General features: G+C 47.8%; 22 protein-coding genes and 1 pseudogene. 5 read left to right on the top strand and 18 right to left on the bottom strand.

Annotation, left to right across the window (positions count from 1 at the left end; genetic code table 11):
- The 9 genes and pseudogenes from F3H20_RS16460 to F3H20_RS16420 all read right to left on the bottom strand — a co-directional run.
- Window positions 1–159: pseudogene (locus tag F3H20_RS16460) on the bottom strand (transposase); the annotation flags it as partial.
- Between the two features lie 175 nt (window positions 160–334).
- On the bottom strand, window positions 335–742 hold the full coding sequence (locus F3H20_RS16455) for a bactofilin family protein (protein ID WP_149735974.1): 408 nt from the start codon (window positions 740–742) through the stop codon (window positions 335–337).
- A 56-nt stretch (window positions 743–798) separates the two neighbouring features.
- Window positions 799–1,740: a M23 family metallopeptidase gene (locus F3H20_RS16450; RefSeq protein WP_223191816.1), complete on the bottom strand. Its 942-nt coding sequence runs from the start codon at window positions 1,738–1,740 to the stop codon at window positions 799–801.
- A 181-nt stretch (window positions 1,741–1,921) separates the two neighbouring features.
- The gene (locus F3H20_RS16445; RefSeq protein WP_149735972.1) at window positions 1,922–2,428 is read right to left on the bottom strand and encodes a DUF4446 family protein; all 507 of its coding nucleotides are present in this window, start codon (window positions 2,426–2,428) and stop codon (window positions 1,922–1,924) included.
- A gap of 28 nt (window positions 2,429–2,456) precedes the next feature.
- Window positions 2,457–3,137 (bottom strand): DUF554 domain-containing protein, encoded by a 681-nt coding sequence (locus tag F3H20_RS16440; RefSeq protein ID WP_149735971.1) that lies wholly within the window; start codon window positions 3,135–3,137, stop codon window positions 2,457–2,459.
- A 136-nt stretch (window positions 3,138–3,273) separates the two neighbouring features.
- Entirely contained in the window at window positions 3,274–4,497 is a 1,224-nt protein-coding gene (hydF, locus tag F3H20_RS16435) for a [FeFe] hydrogenase H-cluster maturation GTPase HydF (RefSeq protein ID WP_149735970.1), read from the bottom strand.
- Window positions 4,498–4,533: 36 nt separating this feature from the next.
- Window positions 4,534–5,922, bottom strand: a complete 1,389-nt coding sequence (locus F3H20_RS16430) for an aspartate ammonia-lyase (protein ID WP_149735969.1) — start codon at window positions 5,920–5,922, stop codon at window positions 4,534–4,536.
- Window positions 5,923–6,109: 187 nt separating this feature from the next.
- The gene (locus F3H20_RS16425; protein WP_149735968.1) at window positions 6,110–7,003 is read right to left on the bottom strand and encodes a ParB/RepB/Spo0J family partition protein; all 894 of its coding nucleotides are present in this window, start codon (window positions 7,001–7,003) and stop codon (window positions 6,110–6,112) included.
- Window positions 6,996–7,757, bottom strand: coding sequence for a ParA family protein (locus F3H20_RS16420; protein ID WP_149735967.1), 762 nt, complete (start codon window positions 7,755–7,757; stop codon window positions 6,996–6,998). The genes F3H20_RS16425 and F3H20_RS16420 overlap by 8 nt, the downstream gene beginning before the upstream one ends.
- Window positions 7,758–8,285: 528 nt before the next feature.
- Here F3H20_RS16420 and F3H20_RS16415 point away from each other — a divergent pair.
- Entirely contained in the window at window positions 8,286–8,966 is a 681-nt protein-coding gene (locus tag F3H20_RS16415) for a vitamin B12 dependent-methionine synthase activation domain-containing protein (RefSeq protein WP_149735966.1), read from the top strand.
- 66 nt (window positions 8,967–9,032) lie between these two features.
- A complete protein-coding gene (locus F3H20_RS16410) occupies window positions 9,033–11,417 on the top strand; it encodes a homocysteine S-methyltransferase family protein (protein ID WP_149735965.1) in 2,385 nt (794 codons plus the stop codon).
- 126 nt (window positions 11,418–11,543) lie between these two features.
- Here the strand turns inward: F3H20_RS16410 and noc are convergent, their stop codons facing one another.
- The 9 genes from noc to rpmH all read right to left on the bottom strand — a co-directional run bounded on the left by noc (window position 11,544) and on the right by rpmH (window position 18,940).
- The gene (gene noc / locus F3H20_RS16405; RefSeq protein ID WP_149735964.1) at window positions 11,544–12,473 is read right to left on the bottom strand and encodes a nucleoid occlusion protein; all 930 of its coding nucleotides are present in this window, start codon (window positions 12,471–12,473) and stop codon (window positions 11,544–11,546) included.
- Window positions 12,474–12,549: 76 nt separating this feature from the next.
- Entirely contained in the window at window positions 12,550–13,260 is a 711-nt protein-coding gene (gene rsmG, locus F3H20_RS16400; protein ID WP_149735963.1) for a 16S rRNA (guanine(527)-N(7))-methyltransferase RsmG, read from the bottom strand.
- The gene (mnmG, locus tag F3H20_RS16395; RefSeq protein WP_149735962.1) at window positions 13,261–15,138 is read right to left on the bottom strand and encodes a tRNA uridine-5-carboxymethylaminomethyl(34) synthesis enzyme MnmG; all 1,878 of its coding nucleotides are present in this window, start codon (window positions 15,136–15,138) and stop codon (window positions 13,261–13,263) included. It abuts the gene before it with no gap.
- Between the two features lie 23 nt (window positions 15,139–15,161).
- Window positions 15,162–16,547, bottom strand: a complete 1,386-nt coding sequence (gene mnmE / locus F3H20_RS16390) for a tRNA uridine-5-carboxymethylaminomethyl(34) synthesis GTPase MnmE (protein ID WP_149735961.1) — start codon at window positions 16,545–16,547, stop codon at window positions 15,162–15,164.
- A gap of 282 nt (window positions 16,548–16,829) precedes the next feature.
- A complete protein-coding gene (gene jag / locus F3H20_RS16385) occupies window positions 16,830–17,453 on the bottom strand; it encodes an RNA-binding cell elongation regulator Jag/EloR (RefSeq protein WP_149735960.1) in 624 nt (207 codons plus the stop codon).
- Window positions 17,454–17,457: 4 nt separating this feature from the next.
- Window positions 17,458–18,135, bottom strand: a complete 678-nt coding sequence (locus tag F3H20_RS16380) for a YidC/Oxa1 family membrane protein insertase (RefSeq protein WP_149735959.1) — start codon at window positions 18,133–18,135, stop codon at window positions 17,458–17,460.
- A 53-nt stretch (window positions 18,136–18,188) separates the two neighbouring features.
- Window positions 18,189–18,395 (bottom strand): membrane protein insertion efficiency factor YidD, encoded by a 207-nt coding sequence (gene yidD / locus F3H20_RS16375; RefSeq protein ID WP_149735958.1) that lies wholly within the window; start codon window positions 18,393–18,395, stop codon window positions 18,189–18,191.
- A gap of 10 nt (window positions 18,396–18,405) precedes the next feature.
- Window positions 18,406–18,756 (bottom strand): ribonuclease P protein component, encoded by a 351-nt coding sequence (rnpA, locus tag F3H20_RS16370; RefSeq protein WP_149735957.1) that lies wholly within the window; start codon window positions 18,754–18,756, stop codon window positions 18,406–18,408.
- 49 nt (window positions 18,757–18,805) lie between these two features.
- Window positions 18,806–18,940 (bottom strand): 50S ribosomal protein L34, encoded by a 135-nt coding sequence (gene rpmH, locus F3H20_RS16365; protein ID WP_091750324.1) that lies wholly within the window; start codon window positions 18,938–18,940, stop codon window positions 18,806–18,808.
- Between the two features lie 687 nt (window positions 18,941–19,627).
- Here rpmH and dnaA point away from each other — a divergent pair.
- From dnaA to F3H20_RS16350, 3 genes are all read left to right on the top strand, one after another.
- Window positions 19,628–21,139 (top strand): chromosomal replication initiator protein DnaA, encoded by a 1,512-nt coding sequence (gene dnaA, locus F3H20_RS16360; protein ID WP_149735956.1) that lies wholly within the window; start codon window positions 19,628–19,630, stop codon window positions 21,137–21,139.
- Window positions 21,140–21,530: 391 nt separating this feature from the next.
- On the top strand, window positions 21,531–22,640 hold the full coding sequence (gene dnaN / locus F3H20_RS16355; RefSeq protein WP_149735955.1) for a DNA polymerase III subunit beta: 1,110 nt from the start codon (window positions 21,531–21,533) through the stop codon (window positions 22,638–22,640).
- Between the two features lie 25 nt (window positions 22,641–22,665).
- On the top strand, window positions 22,666–22,881 hold the full coding sequence (locus F3H20_RS16350; RefSeq protein ID WP_091750333.1) for an RNA-binding S4 domain-containing protein: 216 nt from the start codon (window positions 22,666–22,668) through the stop codon (window positions 22,879–22,881).
- Window positions 22,882–22,883 lie beyond the last annotated feature (2 nt).

Genomic DNA, 22,883 nt, shown 5'->3' with positions numbered 1-22,883 from the left:
AAAATTTCCACACCTTTGTACTCACACAGCTTCCTTAGGATCACTCCTATATCCGCTTTTATTTTTCCATATATCACCTGTCTACGATATTTTGGTGCAAATACTATATGATATTTGCACCGCCATTTACTATTGTGCTAAACTCTTAGTATCATCCATTGGATGCGCCTCCTTTGTTTAGAGTTATGCGGTCGGCAAACCTGCATTTATTCTAACAAAAGAGGCTGTTTTTTTCGACGTATAGCTATAAGCTTTTTGGAACCACATGCATAGCATGTGGTATTCGCTTACGCAATAAAAGCACGGTAACCCTCGGCGGCTACCGTGCTTTTATTTATTTCTTACCGTTCTTAGTGCTAGTGGCGGCAGCTTCTCCCTGACCCTGCAGGCTTTCATAGCGCATCTCGCAGGCTCCCTTAAAGGTAGCTCCCTCGGCAATCATTAACACACTTACCTTTATATCGCCGTTTAGTTTAGCCGTAGGCAGCAGCTCCAGCTTTTCCTGTATCTCAATATTACCCTGAACGGCTCCGGCAATGACGGCATTGCGCGCTTTAATTTGCCCTGTGATGCAGCCGTTTTCACCAATCACCACATCGCCAAAGGAAACCACATCCCCTTCCAGCCTGCCGTCAATCCGTATGCCGGCATTAGCCGTCACCGTTCCCTTGATCGAAGTTTCTCTGCCAATAATGGTCTCTACCTGCTGTTCGATTCCCAATGATTTTTTGCTACCAAACATGTTCATCTCTCCCGCACGGTGCCTGTCCTAAGTCTATATCCAAAAGACGTCACCTGTTATAAAAATTTATCGGGGTTTACTGCCGTGCCGTTCACACGAACTTCATAATGCACATGGGTCCCGGTACTTAAGCCGGTACTGCCCATGTAGGCAACCACCTGGCCCTTTTTCACGTAATCCCCGCTTTTTACCAGAAGCTGTGAACAATGTCCGTACAAGGTAACAATCCCGTTGCCGTGATCGACTTCAACCAGCTTACCATAGCCGCTTGACCAATCACTATGCACCACTGTACCGTCAGCCGTAGCCACAATCGGCGTCCCGTAATCGCTGGCAATATCAATCCCCGGATGGTAATCACTGCCCCGGCCCCAGGGTGAACTGCGATAGCCAAAGCGGGAAGTCACCTGACCGCTGGCAGGCCAAATGGATGGCGTCACCGCTGCTCTGGCCTGTTTTGCCAGCAGCTCTTCTTTCAGAGCCACCAGACTCTGCTCCCGGACCGCCATATTTTTCTTTAAATCTTCCAGTGTTTGTCCCATTTCTTCCAAAGAAGGAGGATTGGGACCGCCCTGGCCGGTATATTGGGCTGATCCGGGTGTCATACGGGTCACGCCGGCGCGGGAAGTGCTGCCGTTATCATTTTCATTTACGATATGGCGGATTTCCGCGTCAAGCGTATTGAGTCTTTCCATGTCTTGCTCCAACGCAGCCGTTGACTTGGCTAAATCCTCAATCTGCTTGACCTGGGAACCATTCACTTGTTTTAACTTTTCCAGTTCAGCCTTTTCCATGCCGGCCGTAACTGCCGTGTGGCGATAGCTGACGACACCGCCGATAACCACAACAACCAGCAGGCATAAGGCAGCGGCCAGGCATTTAATTGCCAGGATAGGCACATGGATGCTGCGCACGCCTGCCTGTCCATGATGAGGTACAAGCATAAACGTGTATTCTCGCCGATCAGGCTTCTTCGCTTGCTTTGTCAATAAATACACTCCTTTCTTTTCTGTTAAAAAAGCGGAAACAACCCGACAGACATAAATATACCCGGCGGCTAGCTCCGTTACTGCCGCCGTGGCGTTAGCCGGGATTATCCGGTTTTACTATCCGAAGCTATATCGTAAAAATGTATTCTCTCTTAAACTCCAAATTCCTGCAAAGAAATAAATTTTAAGGTTATTTTTTCCATGCCTGTTCCAAGGCTGCTTTTTCTTCCTCGGTTAAAAAATACTGAGACTGGCAGTTGACGATGGGTTTAGCATAAGTTCGCGACTCATTGCGCCCGAATATATTGGATATAACAACACCATTATTCTGGGCATCCAGCAGGGCAATAGCAAAGCTAAGGTCACTGCCGGTATCTTCGAAAGCGTTAAACCGGACAATCCCGACTTTTTGTACACAATTTCGGGTTATGCCTTCCAGGTTGCGGCAGGAAGCCGAAAGACTGTCCACCCGCTTTACAGCGTCCCGCACCTCTTCAATATGGGTGAGTAAAAGTTTTTCCAGATTGGCCCCTTCCACCCCCTGCATCAATTTACGATACCGTCTGTTCATCCGGGAAAGCTTGATATTAATATTGATAAAAACAATAAGTGCCAAACAGATCATTGCCGTCATAAACAGCAGTACGCCCTGTAAATTCGCAGCAATCCAGGCTGTAAGCCCTCCAATATAGTCCATGTCTCATCAAATCCTCTCTCGTTTCTTTCTACTTTAACCATAAAGCCGTAACAACGGCAGCTACCGGAATAGCCGGCAACAGATTAGCTACTTTAACGGTCTTAAGCTTGAGCATCAACAGGCTGATTCCAACGATAAGCACGCCGCCTACTGCCGTCATTTCGGTAATAATGGCATCCGACAAGATCGAACTGCAAACTCCCGCCAGTAAGGTAATACTCCCCTGATACAATAAAATAGATATGCCCGATAACGCTACCCCAATCCCCATTGTTGATGAAAATACCATGGAGAAAACACCATCCAGCATGGATTTTGCATAAAGAGTTGAAGCATCGCCTGTCAGACCGTCCTGAATCGAGCCAACAACCGCCATAGCACCTACACAAAATACCAGGCTGGCTGTAACAAAGCCCTGTCCGGCATCACCGTACTGATCGCCCAGCCGCCGGCTGATCCAGGCACCCAGACGGTTCAGCCAGCGGTCAATATCAACCTTTTCTCCCAGCAAACCGCCGAGGCCCAGACTGATGATAACAATCAGTATATTTTGCGTCTTTAAAGCCATCTGTAGTCCGATTAGACCTACCGCCATCCCCAGGCCATGGGTTACAGTCAATTGATAGCGCTCGGGAATGCCCTTTTTCAAGACCATTCCGACCAGCGAACCAGCGACCACAGCCGCCACATTTACTAATGTCCCTTTCACGCACTTCGCCTCTTCTCTACTCTCTATCCCAGCAATTTATTATCCGGTAAGAATTGTTTCTTTTTATTTCCATATTCATTTAGCCTGAGGATAAGCAGGCTGGTTAGTCTAAGCACTTTCTCCTATGCGTCAGCGGTTAGTCTTCCAAAATGCTCCGGGCAGCGGGAAACGGCAGCAAGGCCCGCGGCAAAATACCATGCACCCAGGCAATGAGAACGCCGTAATTGACAATAGGTACATTGGCCTGGCGGGCAACGGACAGCCGGTATAGCATTTCCCGCCGCGTCAGCATACAAGAGCCGCAATGGACAATCAGCTTATAGGAAGACAGGTCCGCTGGAAATTCACCACCCGATACCCAGTTAAATTCCAGCTCGCCGCCTATTCGCTGCCGCAACCAGCGGGGAATTTTAACCTTGCCGATATCATCGGCCTGACGGTGATGAGTACAAGCCTCGGCAATCAATACCCGGTCTCCCGGCTGCAGCCTGTCAATGGCCTTGGCGCCACTCACCAGGGTCTCTAAATCCCCTTTATGTCGGGCAAATAAAATGGAGAAGGAAGTAAGCATAATCTCCGGTGGCGTATCGGCATCTACCTTGAGAAACTCCTGGGAGTCGGTTACTACAAGCCGGGGTGGCTTACGTAAGTTTCCCAGGGCCTCTTTTAATTCCCGCTCTTTAACAACCAGGCTATACGCATCATGATCAAGAATATCGCGGATGGTCTGAACTTGTGGCAAAATCAGCCTTCCCTTGGGGGCTGCCAGGTCAATGGGTACCACTAAGACAACCGTGTCGCCGGGATTTAGCAAATCACCGATAACCGGCATGCTGTCCCAATCACCGGGAGCCTGCTTGATAATTTGTTGCTTTACCTGTTCAAGTCCCTTATGCTCTACAGCACTTACCGGAACCAGGGAAAGCTCCAAAGCTTTACCCCATTCCTCCAGCTTGCTCTGATTAAATGCCGCCGTATCCATTTTGTTCAATACGCCGACCAAAGGAATCCCCCGTTCCCGGATAGCCGCCGCAATGGTCTGTTCATAAGCGGACACACCGGTTTCTGCCGATAAGACTAAAATAGCCAGATCCGTTTTAGTCAGCACCTGCATCGTCTTTTCTACCCGCAGGGTGCCCAAGGTTCCTTCATCATCAATGCCGGCCGTATCAATCATCATTACCGGCCCCAGCGGCAGCATCTCCATCGCCTTATAAACCGGGTCGGCCGTTGTGCCTGGTACGGCTGATACCAAAGCAATACTCTGACTGGTCAGCGCATTGATCAAACTGGATTTCCCCACATTGCGACGGCCAAACATGGCAATGTGCAAACGATTTCCTTTTGGTGTATCCTGCATATCTCATTCCACCCTGTAACTGAATATTAATACTTCTCAGCGCCGCTGTAACGGCATAGTCATATGATGGGGATCAAGAATTCTGTCTAACTCTTCCGGTTCCATTAATTGCATGTCCTGCACTACTTCCGCTATCGTCCGGCCGCTGGCCGCCGCCTGCCGGACAACGGCAGTTGCCGTGTCATAGCCAAGATAAGGAACCAGAGCCGTGACACTAACCAGGCTGTTTTCCAAATTATTGCGACAAACGGACTGGTTTGCCCTAATACCGGCCACACAATGGGAGCCAAAGATTGTGACACTTTGGGTCAGAATATCAATACTTGACAATAAATGGTGAGCAATCAGCGGCAAAAAAGCATTCAGTTCCAGTTGTCCGGCCTGGGCTGCCAGCGTAATCGCCGTATCGGAAGCAATCACATGAAAAGAAGCCTGGTTGACAGCCTCCGGGATGATCGGATTGACTTTCCCCGGCATGAGGGAAGACCCGGCCTGTCGTTCGGGCAGGCAAATTTCGGCCAAACCGGCTCTGGGGCCAGAGGCAAGCAATCGCAAATCATTGGCTATTTTACCGATATTAACCGCTAAGGCCTTCAAAAGTCCGGATACTTCGACAAACACATCGGCATTTTGCGTTATATCTATCATATTCTCCGCCCGGGCCATGCCAAATTTCGCATACTGACGAACCCGGTCATTCACCCGGTAAATATACTGCCAATCAGCCGCTAGGCCGGTTCCGACCGCCGTGCCGCCCAGATTCACCTGTCTTAGCCGTTCTTCTACTTTATATAAGCGCCAACGATCCCTCGCTACTGCTTGGGCATAGGCGCTGAATTCCTGTCCTAACATAATGGGCACCGCATCCTGGAGCTCGGTTCTGGCGACTTTAATAATCGAAGCGAACTCGGCTTCCTTATCCTGAAAAGTTTGCTGCAACCGGGCACAGGCCTCACTTAAAGGCTTTAACAACCATACCGCTGCCATTCGCAGCGCTGTAGGATAAACATCATTGGTTGACTGATGCTTATTTACATGATTTAACGGATGTACCCGCTCATAGTCGCCTCTTTTTCCACCCAGCAGTTCAATGGCCCGATTGGCTAGAACCTCATTGACGTTCATATTAGTTGATGTTCCGGCGCCCCCTTGCAGCGCATCTACAACAAAGGCTTCCCGCAAACCACCGGCCAGCACTTCTTCAGCGGCAGCAGCAATCGCCTGGGCAACCTCTTGCGGGATATGACCCAGTTCCCCGTTAACTTCAGCTGCGGCCTTCTTGATTGCCACTAGTGCCTCCAGCAGTTTAGGGTGAACCTTATAACCGCTGATCGGAAAATTTTCCAATGCCCGCAACGTATGTATGCCATAGTATGCTTCATCTGCAATCTCTTTGCTGCCTAGCAGATCTTTTTCCCAGCGCATGGGGTCCCTCCTTTAGTGTAGTACAAAGTCATATTTCACCCAATAACTTAGCCAAACTTCCACCTGGTTCATTGCCGTCAATTGGCATAGGAACCACTACGTCTCAGTTTTCCGCCTTACTGAAAATTCAGCCTGTGTTCTTGAGTAAAAGAGGGCCTGTCTCTACACTTGTTTCACGTGAAACAATTCAAATAATAAAGGGGCCCCTTACCTTTGTTCCGGCAGCAACCGGCGCCGGCATTAAGGTTTCAATAATACGGTCCAAATCATCGGCGGAATAAAATTCAATTTCAATTTTACTTTTAATCTTCCCCGGTTTTATTTTAACCTGAGTTCCTAATAATAATTTCAAACGGTCTTCCGCTTCTACCACGAAAATTTCTTTCGGTGGCTCAACCGTTTTTTGTTTTTCCTGTTTAGGCGCAGCATTCAGCTTTTTAACCAGTTCTTCTGCATCACGGGCCGATAAATCTTCACCAATAATAATTTCCGCCGCTTCCAATTGCAAATCCACGCATTCCAATCCTAATAACGGTCGGGCCTGGCCCATGGATAATGTTCCACGTGAAACATATTCCTGAATAGCAGCCGGTAAATTTAACATACGAATCGTATTAGCTATTAAAGAACGGCTTCGGCCAATTTTCCGGGCCACTTCCTCCTGGGTCAAACCAAACTCTTCCATTAAACGACGAAAGGCCATTGCCTCTTCAATAGGGTTCAAATTTTCCCGCTGCAAGTTTTCAATGAGGGCAATTTCCGTCATTTCGGCGTCACTATATTCTCTGACCAAAGCCGGAATAGTTTGCCGGCCAGCCTTCCGAGAGGCCCGCCAGCGCCGTTCACCGGCTACCAATTCGTAGCCTTCCAAGGTGCGCCGTACTACCACAGGTTGTAGAACACCATATAATTGAATAGATTGGGCTAATTCGCTCAAGGCTTCTTCATCAAAAACCCGTCGCGGCTGGAACTTGTTAGGCATAATCTGCTCAATCGGTATTTCATTGGATACTTCCTCTGGCGGTGCCTGTTTAAAAAGTGCATCCAACCCTCTGCCTAAGCCTCGTTGCTGTTTAATCATCGCCACACACCTCTCTGGCCAAATCCATATATACTTCCGCACCCTTGGATCTGGCATCATATTTAATAATAGGCTGACCATGACTTGGCGCTTCACTTAACCGTACATTGCGGGGGATAATGGTTTGGTAGACTTTGCTTCTAAAGTGATTTTTCACCTCATCCACCACCTGTATGGAGAGATTGGTCCGGGCGTCAAACATGGTGAGGACGACTCCCTCCAAAGCAAGAACGGGATTCAAATTCTTTTGTACCAGCGATATGGTATTCATCAACTGCGATAAACCTTCTAGGGCGTAAAATTCGCACTGAATTGGCACCAAAACCGAATTAGCCGCCGTTAAGGAATTAATCGTCAATAGCCCTAGCGACGGCGGGCAATCAATCAACACATACTCAAAGGAATATTTAACCTTATCCAGTACCCGTTTGAGTTTATTCTCCCTGGACATAATAGAAACCAGTTCAATCTCCGCCCCCGCCAGCTGGATCGTGGCCGGTACCAGTTTAAGATTGGGAACTGCCGTATCTAAAATAATATCCTCCAAAGGAACATCGTTAACCAGTGCATCATAGGTACAGCGTTTAATGGAAGCTTTATTTATCCCCAGTCCGCTGGTAGAATTACCCTGTGGATCAATATCAATTAATAATACCCTTTTTCCCAACTCAGCCAAACAAGCACTCAAATTGACGGAGGTGGTGGTTTTCCCGACACCGCCCTTTTGATTGGCAATTGCAATTACCTTAACCAATATCTTTCACCCCATATTCATGAACTAAAATTATTTCATTCCACAACCTGGCAGCATTCTCCTGCCAAAAATAAGCAGGATAGAAATTTAGTAATTAACATAATGTTTAAATTTGTCACCTTTAAGGCGGAGATACTACAACTTGCGCGCCAGGGAACCGCTGATTTAATGAGCCTGCCGACTTGGCGAAAGATTTTTTCGGCTGACAAGGAAGTAAAAGCTCAGGATAACGATCTCTATTTCAAAATTTTGCTGACGCAGCCAGACAGGAAAAGATCCGAAAAATTGTAGTTTCAAGGTGGCTGAGCCACTAAGTTTAAGAAACATATTTTCATTTAACAACAGCATCATGTAAAGAAGCCCGAATTTGCGCAATGACTTTCGACATGGCCGGATAAAACCGGCTAAGATGTACTAAAATCAAATCCGGAAGACAGCGAGAGTAGCTCTGGATCAGCCCCAAAAAAACTCCTTGACTCTTTCTCATAAGTATGGTAATTTATGCAAAAGCCTGTGGAGGTATTTATCATGCCTGTTTATAATGCTACCCTCACTCACATTGATATAAAGGAAACCAAACGATATGCCGGACTAATCAAAGCAGCCGATTTCCCTGACAAGCTTTTAATACAGGCTTGCACAGAAGCTCATATTTTGGCGGACCCTAAAGGATTATGGGAAATGTACACCTATGACGCCGACACGGCTACCATCCTGTCAAATCCTCCTCTTTCTCTGAAGGGAGAGAAGATTATAAAACACCTGGAGCATTGTACGGAAGTAGCCGTACTGGGCATAACCATCGGTGAAGGCTTGGAGAAAGCGGTTAGTGATCTTTTCTCACAAGGCGAATATACCAGAGGGCTATTGCTGGATGCTGGCGGCACCACTGCCGTTGAAGCGGCAGCCGATCAGATTTCCGCACTCATCGCCCGCCACGCCGCCAAACAAGGCCTGGACACCACCTTTCGCTTCAGCCCTGGCTACGGCGACTGGGATATCCGTGTTCAACCCGACATACTCGCCATCCTCCATGCCCAGCGAATCGGCCTGACAGTAACCGACACCTGCATGCTGGTCCCGCGTAAGTCAGTTACAGCTGTCATCGGCCTGACACCGCATCAAAAAGCGCTGGCCCTGCCCTCCCTCGAGCGAAACAACAGTTGTGCCGCCTGCACCCAGCTTAACTGCCAGTCCCGTAAAGAATAAAAAACCTACTACTATATAACAAACTGCTGCCTGTTTTATAGCCGCAGCAGCGAAAGGAGTTCTTACATGCTATACATATTTGACGGTGCGATGGGCACTATGCTGCAGCAAGCAGGTTTAGGAGCGGGACAATGTCCGGAAATCTGGAATGTCGAGCAACCGGAAAAAATCACCGCCATTCATGCGGAATACATCAGGAACGGCGCGGATATTATTGAAACCAACTCCTTCGGTGCCAACCGAATTAAACTGTCCCATTATGGACTAAGCAGCCGGGTAACAGAGTTAAATACAGCCGCCGTAGCCGCAGCCCGTGCCGCTTGCACGGCTCATACCAAAATCGCCGGTTCCGTCGGACCAACCGGAAAATTTATCGCCCCCCTGGGCGAACTTTCTTTTGACGAGGCTTATGAGGTCTTCCAAGAACAAATCCGTGCCCTTGACACCGCCGGCGTGGATATGATTTTGATTGAAACCATTATTGACATTCAGGAAATGCGTGCTGCCCTGCTGGCGGCCAAAAGTGTCACCCAAAAGCCGGTTATCTGCCAGCTAACCTATGAAGCGGACGGCCGTACGGTAACCGGTACCGATCCTCGTACGGCTGCCATCATTTTAGAAGCTATGGGGGCCGATGTCATTGGCGCCAATTGTTCACTGGGACCGGCCCAACTGCTGGCTGTAGTCGAAACACTGACCCAGGCAACCAACCTGCCGGTCAGCATTCAGCCAAATGCCGGTATGCCGGAACTTATCCAGGGAGAAACAGTTTTCCCCATGAGTCCGGAAGAAATGGGCGGTTGGGCAGCCAAACTGGCTGCCGCCGGCGTCGCCTATCTGGGTGGCTGCTGCGGCACAACCCCGGCGCATATCCGGGCGATGAAAGAAGCGGCCCTTGCCGTCAACCCGGCACCACGGCCCAGCATCGCACCGGTTACAGCTTTAACAAGCCGCAGTAAGACGGTTTACATTGGCCCCGGCTATCCGACCGCCATCATTGGCGAACGGATTAATCCCACTGGCCGCAAGGCCCTGCAAGCTGACCTGCGTCAGGGAAACTTCGCCGGTATAAAAAAGGAAGCCTTACTGCAAATTCAAAACGGCGCCACTCTGCTGGACGTTAATATGGGTGTGCCCGGTATCGACCAGGCCGCCGCCATGCATACCGCCATTCAGGAACTATCCATGCTGGTCGATGCACCACTGGTTATTGATACTACCGATCAGGCCGCCCTGGAAGCCGGCCTGAAAGCTTATCCCGGACGGGCGTTAATCAATTCGATCAGCGCTGAGCCGGAGCGCCTGGAAAGCTTTATCCCCCTAGCCAAAAAGTATGGCGCCGCGGTCCTCTGCCTGCCGATTGCGCCATCCGGCGTTCCCACTACGGCACCGGAACGGGTGTCGGTTGTCCGGCAGATTGTAAATGCTTGCCTGGCCGCCGGCCTGCGGTCCCAGGACTTCGTACTGGATGCCCTGGTGCTGACGGTTGCCACCGATGCTGGAGCAGCGGCCGAAACCTTCAAGACCTTGCGTTTATACCGCGAACAGTTTGGCTATCCGGCGACCATGGGACTTAGCAATATATCCTTTGGACTGCCTAAGCGGGATCTCTTAAATGCAACCTTTTGTTCCATGGCCTTAGCCAGCGGTCTGGATGTTCCCATCTTGAACCCGCTTGATGAACGGATGAAGGAAACCATAGCAGCCGCCAAAGCCCTGCTAGGCTTTGACGCAAACGGACATCAGTTCAGCAAGGCCTATGCCGCGCTGGCCAACACAGCACCAACTGCCTCCCGTCAAGCATCAGTGAACGAGCAAAAAGATACACTAGGTCTTATCCGGCAAACAGTTGTCAACGGCGAAAAAGAGTCCATTGTACCCTTGGTTGAACAGGCATTAAAAGAATCTTATACCTCCTCGCAAATCACTGATCAGGGACTGACCGCTGCCATGAACGAAGTCGGTGAAGCCTTCGGGGCCGGTCGCTGCTTTTTACCGCAGGTGCTGCTATCGGCCGAAACCATGCGGGCTGCTTTCCAGACGATTAAAGAGTTGCTGCCGGCCCAACAAATGAATACCCTTGGTACGGTAGTACTGGCTACGGTTAAGGGCGACATTCACGATCTGGGGAAAAATATTGTGGCCGCCCTACTAGAAAATAGCGGTTTTAAAGTTATTGACCTGGGGAAAGATATCGCGGCAGATGCCATCCTCGAAGCCGCCAATGCCCATGAGGCCGACATTGTCGGACTCTGCGCCTTAATGACCACCACCATGCCGGAAATCGACAATACCATTGCAGCCTTAAAAGCAGCCGGGAATACGGCCTCTACTATCGTCGGCGGCGCTGTATTGACTGCCGATTATGCAGCCAGGGCCGGCGCCGACGCCTATGCACCGAACGGTGTCGAAGCGGTAAAATTGGCCAAACGACTACTTCGCCTACCGTAATCTGCTATCGTATAGCGAAACCTATATAGACACTCCATACTGTTACCCTGGCTAGCCGCAAATAAAAAACCTTTAAGATGCTGTTCATCTTAAAGGTTTTTCGTATTTTCCAATCTATTCAGAGGGTTAACGTCTTTTGGGAACACGCAGATGAATCGTAATCGAATCATCATCCTGCTCCTGGTCAACCTTGATATCCAAACCGGTTTTCTTCATTTCACCGATCACATTATGAATGGTATTTAGGAAAATCCGCACATCCCTGATTACTTTAACAATATTCTGCTTGGGTCCTTTTTTTGACATTTCCCGGGAAATATTGCTATTTGTCGTCTCAATCAGAGCCTCCGTCTCACGGACATTCAGCTTTTTTTGACACACCGCTGTCAGCACCTGCTGCTGCAAAGCATAATTATCCAGCTTAAGTAATGCCCGGGCATGGCGTTCGGTCAGATTTTCCTGGCGCAAGGTATTGCGGATATCCTCCGCTAACTTTAACAGTCTCATTTTATTAGCAATCGTCGACTGTTTTTTCCCTACGCGGACCGCCAATTCCTCCTGAGTAAAACCAAAATTGGCAATCAACTGCTGAAATCCTTCCGCTTCCTCCAGATAGTGCAGGTCCTCCCGCTGCAGATTTTCAATCATCGCCAGCTCAGCCATTTCCTGATCGGTAAGTTCCTTAACAATAACCGGAACCAGAGCGAGCCCGGCAAGCTTAGAGGCCCGCAGCCGCCGTTCGCCGGCAATCAGTTCGAAGCTATGATCCGCCTTTTGCCGCACCAACAACGGCTGAATCACACCAAACTCCTTAATCGAGGAAGAAAGCTCGGCCAGGGATTCATCATGAAAGGTCTTCCGTGGCTGAAAAGGATTAGGTTCAATGAGTGCTGTATCCACCTGAAGCACTTCATGGGAATTCTTATTATCTGGTAGCGCTACCGCCACAGCAGCAGCCGTCTCTTCCAACTGTTCATCGCTTTCCGCCGGCAAATCCTCATAAGGATTGACCGCTTCCTTCTCCGGAGTCAATCCAAAAAATCTGGCTAATTTCATCTATACACCGCCTTAGCACAAATCCGATATGGTAATATTCGCCATATCGTTAGTAAATCCTCTCAAAACCCGGACACTACAGGGGCTTTTTTTCCGGCGTTCCGGCCCGACGGGGATACGCTGCCGGCGTCGGCTTTACCTTTTTGATATAAAGTACGGCCCGTACATCGTCCAGCCCCGGTAAGGTCACCGGCCGGATTTCAGCAATTTCAGCGCCAAGCACCTGCAAGGCCCGCTTGCTTTCGGCTGCTTCCTGGTTGTACTGAGCACCTTTTAGAGCAATAAAGTAACCGCCGACTTTTACAAAAGGCAGGCATAATTCACACAAAATATTAAGACGGGCTACAGCCCGTGACAGAGCCACATCATACTGCTCCCGCTGCCCTCCCCTTCCGGCATCTTCAGCCCGGGAGTGAAGCAGCTCTATATCGGGAAGCTCCAGCGCAACTACCACCTCCTGCAAAAAAGCCAGGCGCTTCTGCAGCGAATCCAACAGAGTCAACGCCAGATCAGGACGGAATACCTTAAGCGGCAAGCCGGGAAATCCGGCGCCGGTCCCTACATCAATCACGCTGGCGCCGGTCGGAAAATAACGCTCATCATAACAGGACAGCGAATCGATCATATGCTTTACCGCCACTTCCTGCGGCTCAGTGATAGCCGTCAAATTCACCTTTTCATTCCAGACAAGCAATAATTGAAAATACCTATCATAGCGCGCAAGCTGCTTATCAGTCAAAGGTATACCAAACTCAGCCGCCGCTTGCTGCAATAACTGAATAAACAATCAGATTCCCTCCCTACGCCGCTGCTGCTCCAAATAAATCATCAAAATCGAAATATCCGCCGGAGAAACACCGGAAATGCGGGCAGCCTGGCCAATGGAAAGCGGTTTGATCTTATTCAATTTCTGTCTGGCCTCTAGAGCCAGACCGCTGATAGCTTCATAATCAAGGTTTAAGGGCAGACGTTTCTCTTCCAGTTTAGCAGCCCGCTCTACCTGTTCAATCTGCTTATTGATATATCCCTCATATTTTGCGGCAATCTCCACCTGTTCACAAACAGCGGCAGGCAACGGCGGTAAATCAAAATGTTTGCATAACATAGAATAATTAATCTCCGTCCGGCGCAATAAACCAAACAGGGAAGTGCCTGTTCGCAACTCGGCGGAATTCATAGCTTTCAATTTAGCCTGTACTTCATTGCTGGGCGTAACCATCGTTGATTTCATGTTGGCCAGGCTGTCGGCAATAGCATCGCGTTTCGCCGCAAAGCGGGCATAACGCTCATCACCAACCAAGCCCAGGGCCCGTCCCTTATCGGTCAGCCGGAGATCGGCATTATCCTGACGTAAAATCAAGCGATATTCGGCCCGGGAAGTCATAATACGATAAGGCTCATTTGTCCCTTTGGTAACCAAATCGTCAATTAATACACCAATATAGGCTTCGGAACGGGATAAAATAAAGGGCTCTTTCCCCTTTACAACAAGGGCCGCATTGATCCCGGCCATCAAGCCCTGGGCCGCCGCCTCCTCGTACCCGGACGTACCGTTCGCCTGCCCGGCCGAAAACAATCCGGCCAGCTGTTTAAACTCCAGGCTGGGTTTTAGTTGAGTGGGGTCCACACAATCATACTCGATGGCATAGCCAGGCCGCATGATTTTAAGTTTCTCCAAGCCGGCAATCGTGCTCAAAAAGGCATATTGCACATCAATTGGCAGGCTGGTCGACATCCCCTGGACATACATTTCATTGGTATGTAGACCTTCCGGCTCAATGAATAACTGATGAGCCTCCTTTTCGGCAAAACGGACTACCTTATCCTCAATGGAAGGGCAATAACGGGGACCTGTTCCCTCAATTAAGCCTGTATATAGCGGGGCCCTGTGCAAATTGGCCCGGATAATCTCATGGGTTTTTTGATTTGTATAAGTAAGCCAGCAGGGCATCTGCTCCCTGGTAGTAACATCACTCATAAATGAAAAATTATGGATCTGCTCGTCACCTGGTTGAATAGTCATCTTGGAAAAATCAAGTGTTCGCCGGTCCACCCGGGCCGGCGTCCCAGTTTTAAACCGCATTAACTCAATACCAAGCTCACGCAACGACTGACTAAGCATCTGGGCCGCCCGCTGGCCGTTCGGACCACCGGCATAGCTGAGCTCACCCAAAATAATTTTCCCCCGCAGATAAGTGCCGGTGGCAAGGATAACACACTGGCACTCGTATACTTCGCCAGTCTCAATCTGAATGCCGCTAATCCGGCCGCCGGCAGTCAGAATTTTATCTACCAGTACCTGTTTTACATCCAAACCGGCCTGATTTTCCACCGTGTGTTTCATATTATTTTGATACCACACCTTGTCGGCCTGGGCCCGCAGTGCGTGAACAGCCGGCCCCTTGCCGGTATTGAGCATGCGCATCTGAATACAGGTCTGGTCGGTATTCAGCCCCATTTGACCGCCTAAGGCGTCAATCTCCCTGACCAAATGACCTTTAGCCGGGCCACCAACGGCCGGATTGCAGGGCATAAGTGCGATATTATCCATATTCAACGTGGCCAGCAACGTGCTGCAACCCAGACGGGCCGCCGCCAAGGCCGCCTCGCAGCCGGCATGACCGGCGCCGATGACCACTACATCATATTTTCCTGCTACATACATCCAGTATCATCTCCTACTAACACTTACTTGCCTATACAAAATTGACTAAAGATTTCCGCTACGATATCCTCATGAACGGTATCGCCGGTAATCTCCCCCAGCCGTTCCCAGGCTTCCCGAAGATCAACGACAATGCAATCAGGCGGCATTTGGGCCTCAATGGTATGGCGGACCTCCTCCAGGCTTTGGCGAGCCTTATCTAACAGGGCCTCATGCCTTACATTGGTAACAAAAATACCTTCGCCCATAGCTACCTGTCCGCCATAAACAGCATCGACAATAGCTTGCTCCAGCTCCGGTATACCTTCACCGGTGTGGACGGAAATTTTATAAACGGCGGCACCGCTGGCCATGGCTTCGATAGCCTCACTGTCCAGGCAAACCGGTAAATCAGTTTTATTCAACAAAATCAACGCGTTGCGGCCAGACAGCATCGCTAGCACTTCATGATCTTCCTTCGTTAACGGCAGAGATGCATCGAGCAGCAGCAAAATCAGATCAGCCCGCTCTACAAAGGAACGGGCCCGTTCCACTCCTAGCTGTTCCACTAAATCGGCGGTTTCCCGGATACCGGCGGTATCCACAATTTTAAGCGGAATTCCCTGGATATTAACATATTCCTCAATCACATCGCGGGTTGTTCCCGGAACATCGGTAACAATAGCCCGGTTTTCTTTGATTAGCGCATTAAGCAGACTGGATTTTCCCACATTAGGTTTGCCGATAATTACCGTTTCCAGCCCGTCTCTTAAAATCCGGCCCGTATGGGCTGTAGACAACAGTTTGCCGATTTCTTGCAATAAATCAGCTATCTGGACCGCCACTTCGCTGGCCGCCACTTCTTCAATATCTTCCTCCGGAAAATCAATAGCCGCCTCCAAATGAGCGATCATAGCGAGCAACTTATGACGCATAGCGCCAATCTGCTGCGACAAACTGCCGGACAAATGGTTGACCGCCACTTTAAGCGAAGTATCGGTTTTGGAACGAATAATATCAATAACCGCTTCAGCCTGCGTTAGATCCAGACGGCCGTTTAAAAAAGCCCGTTTGGTAAATTCACCGGGCTCGGCCAGCCTGGCACCCTGACTTAAGACTAAAGACAAAATCCTTTGCAGGGAAACCGCTCCGCCATGGCAATGAATTTCCACCACATCTTCACAAGTATAAGAATGAGGCGCCCGCATCACAAGCAGCAAAACCTCATCAATTGCCTGTCCTGTTTCCGGCTGGATAACATGACCGTAAGCAGCCTGATAAGACTGTATTGCGGCTGCCGTTTTCCCCTTTATTCCCTTAAATATAGCGCCGGCAATCGATTCAGCCAGCCTGCCGCTCAGACGGATAATTCCAATACCGCCTTCCCCCGCTGCAGTCGCTACCGCCGCAATCGTATCCTCCTGATACACGTTACCTTCACTCCCGTTATGATTCCTGTCTATAGGAATCGCTGATTTAATAAGCCTGTCGGTCTGATTTCTTCGTCTGACAAGGAAGCAAAACACAGGGATAATTAGGCTATTGCAAGGTTTTGCCGACCCAGTCAGACGAAAAAAACTCCGTTCGGACGCGCAGCGCGAATCAGTCAGCGGTTCCCTAACTATTATTCGATCAAATCAATACCTGACATACGTCCAATATGGGAAAACCCAGTAATAAAATTATTACTGGGTTTTCCCATATAAAATAGGCTAGCGTTTTAAAGCAATAACCACCTTGCGGAAGGGCTCATCCCCTTCACTATAGGTAACAATCCGGCTATCATCTTGCAAAGCGACATGAATGATTTTCCGTTCATGAGGACTCATCGGTTCCAACGCCACCTTCTCGCCGCGCCGCTTTACCTTATCGGCCAGGCGCAAAGCCAAACGAGACAAGGTTTCCGTCCGGCGCTTGCGATAATCCTCCACATCCAGAACAAGCCGCACTTTATTCTCGGCATCCCGGTTAGCCGCCAAATTGGTCAGATACTGCAAAGCATCCAGGGTTTGGCCATGCTTACCGATTAGAATACCCAGATCCTCACCGCGCAGATTTAAAATCACATGTTCATCGCGAGTCATTTTTTCCACAGCAACCTGTAACTGCATGGTAGCAAAAATACTCTGCAGAAAGGTCATAGCAACTTCTAACGGATCTATTTCCTTGACTGTAACCAACACCCGGGCAGGTTTCGCTCCAATCAATCCAAACAAGCCTTTGCTTGGATTTTCAAGGACCTCATACTCTACACGCTCCCGGCTCACACCCAGTTCGGTAAGAGCCGCTTCCAGTGCTTCCTCGACAGTTCTTCCGGTCTTCTCCAAAGAAGTCATGGTATTATTTAGCCTCCCCTTGAATAGCAGTTGTGCCACGGTACATATACCACTGCTGAGCAATCTGAATCAGATTGCTAACTACCCAGTAAATCCCAAGTCCAGCCGGGAAAGTAATCGTAATATAGCCGATAAATAACGGCATGAAAATCATCATAATCTGATTTTGCTGTTTCGCCGAAGGGTCGGCGCCACTCATGGTCTGGCGCTGCTGATAAAAGGTGGTAAGAGCCGACAGAACCGGCAAGACATAATAAGGATCGACCAGTTTGGCCTGTTCAGCCAAATTGGCCATCCACAAAAAGCCCGGATCTCCCACATAATGAAAATCACGAATAGCATAAAAAATACCGATTAAAAAAGGCATCTGGATAATCATCGGCAAACAGCCGGCCATCGGATTAACACCGGAATTTTTATAAACAGCCGCCATTTCCTTATTCAGCTTTTCCGGATTTCCTTTATGCTTTTCCTGCATTTCTTTGATTTTAGGCTGCAATTCCTGCATAGCTTTCATGGATTTGATCTGCTTTACCGTCAGAGGGTACAAAACAAGCTTTATGGCTATGGTAAGCAAAATGATGGCAATCCCATAATTAGCGATACCTAAAGATACCGTAATATTATAAAAGAATGTCAGCACTGCTTGCAACGGATGTACAACGATCGACTCGAACAAAATCTCACTCCTAACTCTGGCTCGCTATTCACGATAAACATTAATATAATTATATATCAAACGGGATCATACCCACCGGGATGAAAAGGATGGCAGCGCAAAATGCGGCGCACTGCCAGATAACAACCACGTACAACCCCATATTTTTCAATCGCTATTATGGCATATTCAGAACAAGTAGGCACAAAACGGCAAGTAGGCGGTTTTAAAGGAGAAATATATTTTTGATAACACCGTATCAAAAATAGCGCGATTTCTTTCATAATAAACTACCTACTTATCAGCCAGAATTTGTGCCCGTTTACACAGGTCTAAAAAAGCTTTCGTCACCGCCTGGGCATTGGAATCCACAGCCGGCTTTCGCCCCACAATAATCAAATCCACATCCTGGCGCAGCTCATGCTGCCGCATGCGGTAAGCCTCGCGCAGCAATCGTTTTACCCGATTCCGGACGACCGCTCCGCCCAGGCGTTTGCCCGCGGCAAAACCTACTCGCCGCTTTTGGGCAGGATTGGGCAGGACGTACATGACCAGCATTCGGTTACTATACGACTTGCCTGTTTTATAAACGGTTTGGAATTGCTTATTCTTATGCAATATTCCCTGCTTTTTTAACTTGTACACTTAGATCATCCTGTCATATGGAAAAAATAGGCCACTCACCGGCGGCCTACTATGCGGATAATTTCTTTCTACCTCTAGCACGTCTTCTTTTCAGAACAATACGGCCACCTTGTGTGCTCATACGCTCACGAAAACCATGCGTTCTTTTTTTCCATAGTGTATTAGGTTGGTAAGTACGTTTCATCTATTTACACCTCCTTGCTTACATACAAGCGTAACAATCCCATGTTAAAACAATCTATTTTAACTATAAAAAATTATAGACTAGACAACCTATGGTGTCAAGAAAATTACTTAGACAATAACTCTACTTATCCTCAGAACTATCGGTTAAATTGTGGATAAATATGACAATTCTTGTCAATCAACCGAAAAATGTGTTGATAACTACCCAGGCTTTTGTTAATATATTAACTAGCAGATTGTCCTTTTTACCTTTGCACAATGTAGATTATATACATAAAAAGCAGAGTTATTCACAAAATTCGGCTGTTATGCACAGCTTTATCCACAATACTCATATATACCGACAATTACTTATAATACAAGGCTATGGGTTATTTTCCAATAGCTGCTTTTGTATTTTTTTTTCTTCAAATTCACCATATTCTCCTGTTTTTATTCACAGTTGTTGATAATCCTGTGGATAACCCCAATATTTTAATTTATTATATGTTAATAACTGGGGCGTGTTTTAACCTAACAGGTCTATGGCGAATGAATTTTGCGCCAGATAGGGCAAAATTTTGCAGGAATAGCGGCCCCTATTTCCAAAAATTTTACAAATATGGCACAAAAAGCGCCAATCGGGAACGTTTCGGATAGTTCTTTAAACACGCCCCAAGGTGCTTATCAGGAAAGGACTGACTATATGGACAAAGTACAATTAACGGCACTTTGGGAACAAGTATTAAAAAAACTGGAAGGTGAAATCATCAAACCCCTGTTTGATACTTGGATTAAGGATGCGATTCTTCTTTCTCTTACCGCTGATACCTTGGAAATAGGAACTCCCCGGCAAATTATGAAGGAATGGCTGGAAACTAAATACATGCCGCAAATTGAAAATGCCGTCCATCAGATCCTGGGAAAACCTATGAATATAAAAATAACCAATCTTAATTTAGATGATGAACATATTGCCGCACCAGTACAGCCTATTCCGTCCGGCATCTCCCGCTCTATTGCCGGTCAGTCACCGGCCGAAACATATTCCACGCCGGGCTCTGCCAATAACGCCAGCCATGAAATAGCTGCGACACGAACATCAGAGCTGCAGGAAACACTGCCACTTGAGTCTATCCAACTGCCGCCGCCGATGATCAAGCCACCGGCTATTTCATTGCCGGACGATTCCCTAGTCGTATTAAATCCTAAATATGTATTTGAAACCTTCGTTATCGGTAATTCCAACCGTTTTGCCCATGCCGCATCACTGGCCGTGGCCGAAGCACCGGCCCAGGTCTATAATCCTTTCTTTATTTACGGCGGGGTCGGACTTGGCAAGACTCACCTGATGCACGCCATAGGCCACCGAATCCTGCAAAGTTACCCCGGTATCAAGGTTGTCTACATTTCCAGCGAAAAGTTTACCAATGAATTAATCAATTCTATCCGGGACGGCAAACCGGAAAGTTTTCGCCAAAAATACCGTAATATTGATGTACTCCTGGTCGACGATATTCAGTTTTTATCGAAAAAAGAACATACTCAGGAAGAATTTTTCCATACTTTCAATACCTTGCATGAGGCCAATAAGCAAATTATTATTTCCAGCGACCGGCCACCTCGTGAAATACAAACGCTGGAAGACCGGTTACGTTCCCGCTTTGAATGGGGACTGATTACCGATATCCAACCACCTGACTTAGAAACAAGAATCGCCATTTTACGTAAAAAAGCCATGCTGGAAAATCTGAATATTCCCAATGATGTCATGGTCTACATTGCCAGCCGTATCGACAACAACATTCGCGAACTGGAAGGCGCTCTGATCAGAGTGATGGCCTACGCCTCCCTAACCAACCAAACCATCGACATCAATCTGGCAACTGAGGCTTTAAAAGACATATTCCCCAACGGACGCCCCAAACAAATCACCATGGAGCTTATTCAGGAAATTGTTTCCTCCTATTTTAAAATAAAGATAGACGAGCTATTGGCCAAAAAGCGTACCCGCAATGTGGCCTATCCTCGCCAAATAGCCATGTATCTGTGCCGGGAACTGACCGATACCTCTTTGCCGCGTATCGGTGAAATGTTTGGCGGCCGTGACCACACTACTGTTATTCACGCCCATGACAAAATTGCCCGTGAGCGGAATGAGGACACCAAGCTAAGCAATACGTTAAAGGAACTGATCAAACGTATCGAAAGTGTCTAGAAAACCGCTGATTTAATGAGTCTGCCAGCCTGACGAGATATTTGGGGGCTGACGCAGCCAGATATAAAAAAATCCGCCAGGATGTGCAGTGTGAATAAAGCTATCGTTCCCTAGGCCACTTATCCCTCTGTGGTTAACTCTGTTTATATCTGTTTATAACAGAAAGATATCTCTGTTGATGAAATGTTAATATATTTTCCACAGTAAAAACCTGTGAATTTTGTGCATAACTGCTTACCCGTTTATCGACATGTTATGCACATGATATTTTCTTATTCGACAAGCTATATTTCCATTTATCAACATATCTACAGGCCCTACGACTATTACGACTAATTTTCTTATATATTATGTCTTTTATAGTAATAATATACCAACGGGAGGTACGTTTATGAAAATATCCTGCTCCAAAGAATTGCTTACCCATGCTGTGCAAACTGTGCAAAAAGCGGTAGCCAGCAAATCTACGCTGCCTATCTTGACAGGAATTTACCTATCGGCACTCGATGGAAAGCTGGAATTACAGGCTACAGACTATGAAATCGGCATTTGTTGTAAAATAGACGCCCAAATTGATGAACCGGGAACAATTGTGCTATCCGGCCGTTACCTACAAGAGCTTGTCCGGAAACTTCCCGGCGAAACCATTCATATTTTATCCCTGCCGGCAGAGAAAACCATACAAATTACTTCCAACTCAGCTCAGTTTAATCTTCTATTGATGCCCGCCGAAGAATTTCCGGTTATCAACAAGCTGGAGGGAGAAACCAGTTTTCTTATTAAGGACAATGTATTCCGGGAACTGATCAAAAAAACGGTTTTTTCCTGTGCCACCGACGAGGCTCGGCCGATCTTTACCGGAGCACTCTTGGAAATCAATCGGTTTAATGCTAAAATGGTAGCTACTAATACTCATCGGTTAGCATTAAAAGAGGACAATTTAGAAAATTCTGAAAAAGAGGTTAAAATAATCATACCTTCCAAGATATTAACTGAACTGGCTCGTCTGCTGGTATCGGAGCATCCCTTGGATGTGGTGGTTTCTTGCCATAAGAATCAGGTTTCTTTCTCTTTTGATAATGTTTACATAAAATCGAGAGTCATTGAAGGGCAATTCCCTGATTATAATCGGGTTATTCCCGATAGCTTCGCCACGCAGGTAACGCTGCCGACCGATAATTTTCTTGACGCCGTAGAGCGGGTATCTTTACTGGCCAGAGACGGGGAATATAATGTCATTAAGCTGTCATTTGAAAATGATATGGTTGTTATCAACTCCAATAATCCCGATGTCGGCAAGGCTTGCGAGACTGTACCGGCCGTAATTGCCGGCAACGGGCTGGAAATTGCGTTTAACGCAAAATATGTAACGGATATTATGAAGAATATCAACAGTGAAAAAATTACTTTTTCTTTTAACACTCCCTTGAGTCCGGCTTGCATTAAACCGGTGGATGACGAGCACTATACCTATATTATTACTCCAGTGAGAACAAGTTAATTTTAGAGTGAGGATTTTTGCAAAAATGGAAGAAGTATTTATTGACACCCAATTGATTCAGTTGGACCAGCTATTAAAATGGATTGGTGTGGTAGAAAGCGGCGGTCAGGTCAAGCTGCTGCTTAGCGACGGGCTGATTGAACTGAACGGACAGGTTGTTTCTGAGCGAAGAAAGAAAATTTATCCCGGTGATACGGTTACTGTCAAAGGGATTGGAACCTGGAAAGTAGCCGTTGAATAAAG

The organism is Propionispora hippei DSM 15287 (assembly GCF_900141835.1).
GTDB classification, from domain to species: domain Bacteria; phylum Bacillota; class Negativicutes; order Propionisporales; family Propionisporaceae; genus Propionispora; species Propionispora hippei.
The sequence above is the reverse complement of the archived record's forward strand: the minus strand, read 5'-3'. Positions and strand labels throughout refer to the sequence as shown.

Coding starts and splice junctions, on each gene's coding strand:
- F3H20_RS16425 (WP_149735968.1), bottom strand. CDS start 7,003: ATGATTAAACAGCAACGAGGCTTAGGCAGAGGGTTGGATGCACTTTTT.
- F3H20_RS16430 (WP_149735969.1), bottom strand. CDS start 5,922: ATGCGCTGGGAAAAAGATCTGCTAGGCAGCAAAGAGATTGCAGATGAA.
- dnaN (WP_149735955.1), top strand. CDS start 21,531: ATGAAAATATCCTGCTCCAAAGAATTGCTTACCCATGCTGTGCAAACT.
- dnaA (WP_149735956.1), top strand. CDS start 19,628: ATGGACAAAGTACAATTAACGGCACTTTGGGAACAAGTATTAAAAAAA.
- F3H20_RS16410 (WP_149735965.1), top strand. CDS start 9,033: ATGCTATACATATTTGACGGTGCGATGGGCACTATGCTGCAGCAAGCA.
- mnmG (WP_149735962.1), bottom strand. CDS start 15,138: ATGTATGTAGCAGGAAAATATGATGTAGTGGTCATCGGCGCCGGTCAT.
- rpmH (WP_091750324.1), bottom strand. CDS start 18,940: ATGAAACGTACTTACCAACCTAATACACTATGGAAAAAAAGAACGCAT.
- jag (WP_149735960.1), bottom strand. CDS start 17,453: ATGACTTCTTTGGAGAAGACCGGAAGAACTGTCGAGGAAGCACTGGAA.
- F3H20_RS16455 (WP_149735974.1), bottom strand. CDS start 742: ATGTTTGGTAGCAAAAAATCATTGGGAATCGAACAGCAGGTAGAGACC.
- F3H20_RS16350 (WP_091750333.1), top strand. CDS start 22,666: ATGGAAGAAGTATTTATTGACACCCAATTGATTCAGTTGGACCAGCTA.
- F3H20_RS16445 (WP_149735972.1), bottom strand. CDS start 2,428: ATGGACTATATTGGAGGGCTTACAGCCTGGATTGCTGCGAATTTACAG.
- noc (WP_149735964.1), bottom strand. CDS start 12,473: ATGAAATTAGCCAGATTTTTTGGATTGACTCCGGAGAAGGAAGCGGTC.
- F3H20_RS16415 (WP_149735966.1), top strand. CDS start 8,286: ATGCCTGTTTATAATGCTACCCTCACTCACATTGATATAAAGGAAACC.
- yidD (WP_149735958.1), bottom strand. CDS start 18,395: ATGAAAGAAATCGCGCTATTTTTGATACGGTGTTATCAAAAATATATT.
- hydF (WP_149735970.1), bottom strand. CDS start 4,497: ATGCAGGATACACCAAAAGGAAATCGTTTGCACATTGCCATGTTTGGC.